Origin of the sequence: Burkholderia sp. MSMB1459WGS, from assembly GCF_001534535.1 — a bacterium.
Lineage (GTDB): Bacteria > Pseudomonadota > Gammaproteobacteria > Burkholderiales > Burkholderiaceae > Burkholderia.
In genome coordinates, this window is the sequence record NZ_LPMU01000083.1 from 1 (window position 1) to 2,470 (window position 2,470).

The 2,470-nt window shown below is 67.2% G+C and carries 1 protein-coding gene; it reads left to right on the forward strand.

Annotated features, from left to right (window positions below; all coding sequences use genetic code 11):
- Positions 1 to 2,470, forward strand: a 2,470-nt coding sequence (locus tag WT97_RS31325) for a beta strand repeat-containing protein (protein WP_373558485.1), incomplete at both ends; no start/stop codon positions are given.

Here is a 2,470-nt window from a genome sequence, read left to right on the forward strand (position 1 = left end):
GACACCGTGACGCTGGGTGGCGCGGGCGCAGCGACGCCGGTTCAACTGAAGAACGTGGCGGCCGGTACGGACGACACGGACGCGGTGAACGTGGGTCAGTTGAAGGACACGGGCCTGGTCGGCGATGACGGTCAGGGCAACCTGACGTCGCTGGCGGTGACGTACGACGACGCGACCAAGGCAGGCATCACGCTGGGCAACGCGGGTACGCCGGTGGCGATCCATAACGTGGCTGAAGGCGATCTGTCGGCGACGAGCACGGACGCGGTGAACGGTTCGCAGCTGTTCGCGACGAACCAGAGCATCGGCGATCTGAGCGATTCGCTGAAGAACGGCGGCGTGATCGATCCGATCACGGGTCAATCGCTGGCGGTGGTGTACGACAGCGCGGCGAAGGACACCGTGACGCTGGGTGGCGCGGGCGCAGCGACGCCGGTTCAACTGAAGAACGTGGCGGCCGGTACGGACGACACCGACGCGGTGAACGTGAGCCAGCTGAAACGCTCGGGCCTGATCGACCCGGCGACGGGTCAGCCGATCGCGGCTGTGACGTACGACCGTAACGCGGACGGCACGCCGAACTACGGCTCGGTGACGCTGGGCGACGGCACGGGGCCGGTGAAGGTGACGAATGTGGCTGACGCAACGGGCGACAGCGACGCGGTGAACCTTGGTCAGCTGAAGGACACGGGCCTGGTCGGCGACGACGGTCAGGGCGGCCTGACGTCGTTGGCGGTGACGTACGACGACGCGACGAAGGCCGGCATCACGCTGGGCAACGCGGGTACGCCGGTAGCGATCCACAACGTGGCGGCAGGCGATCTGTCAGCGACGAGCACGGATGCGGTCAATGGTTCGCAGCTGTTCATGACGAATACGCGTGTCGGTTCGATGGAGGATTGGCTGAACAACAGCGGCCTGATCGATCCGGCGACGGGCGGATCGCTGGCGGTCGTGTACGACGGCACGGCGAAGGACACGGTCACGCTGGCCGGCGTGGATGGCACGACGCTGTCGAACGTGAAGGCGGGTGTTGCCGACACGGACGCGGTGAACGTGAGCCAATTGAAGGGCTCGGGCCTGATCGACCCGGTGACGGGTCAGCCGATCGCGGCTGTGACGTACGACCGTAACGCGGATGGCACGCCGAACTACGGCTCGGTGACGCTGGGCGACGGCAATGGTCCGGTGAAGGTGACGAACGTGGCCGACGCAACGGGCGACAGCGACGCGGTGAACCTCGGTCAGTTGAAGGACACGGGCCTGGTTGGCGACGACGGTCAGGGCAGCCTGACGTCGCTGGCGGTGACGTACGACGATGCGACGAAGGCCGGCATCACGCTGGGCAACGCCGGTACGCCGGTGGCGATCCACAACGTGGCGGCAGGCGATCTGTCGGCAACGAGCACGGACGCGGTCAATGGTTCGCAGCTGTTCGCGACGAACCAGAGCATCGGCGACCTGAGCGACTCGCTGAAGGACGGCGGCGTGATCGATCCGACCACGGGCGAATCGCTGGCGGTGGTCTATGACAGCGCGGCGAAGGATCGTGTGACGCTGGGCAACGCCGGCACGCCGGTGACGCTGTCGAACGTGGCCGCTGGCGTGGGTGACACCGACGCAGTGAACGTGGGTCAGCTGAAGGACACGGGCCTGGTCGGCGACGACGGTCAGGGCGGCCTGACGTCGTTGGCGGTGACGTACGACGACGCGACGAAGGCCGGCATTACGCTGGGCAACGCGGGTACGCCGGTAGCGATCCACAACGTGGCGGACGGCGCGCTGTCGGCGACGAGCACGGACGCGGTGAACGGTTCGCAGCTGTTCGCGACGAACCAGAGCATCGGCGACCTGAGCGACTCGCTGAAGGACGGCGGCGTGATCGATCCGACCACGGGCGAATCGCTGGCGGTGGTCTATGACAGCGCGGCGAAGGATCGTGTGACGCTGGCCGGCGCGAATGGCACGACGCTCACGAACGTGGCGGACGGCGCATTGTCGGCGACGAGCACGGACGCGGTGAACGGTTCGCAACTGTTCGCGACGAACCAGAGCATCGGCGACCTGAGCGATTCGCTGAAGAACGGCGGCGTGATCGATCCGGTCACGGGTCAATCGCTGGCGGTGGTGTACGACAGCGCGACGAAGGATCGTGTGACGCTGGGCAACGCCGGTACGCCGGTGACGCTGTCGAACGTGGCGGCCGGCGCGGCGGACACGGATGCGGTCAACTACGGCCAGATGAAGGATTACGTCGCCAATAACGCGGGCGGCCCTGGCAATGCATTGGCAGTTGCCTACGACGACACGTCGCGCGCGGCGATCACGCTGGAAGGCGCGAACGGCACGACGATCACGAACGTGGCGGCGGGCGCGGTGAATGCGGCCAGCACGGACGCGATCAACGGTTCGCAGCTGTACGGCACGGCGCAGAGCGTGGCGGATGCGCTGGGCGGCGGCTCGGCGGTGG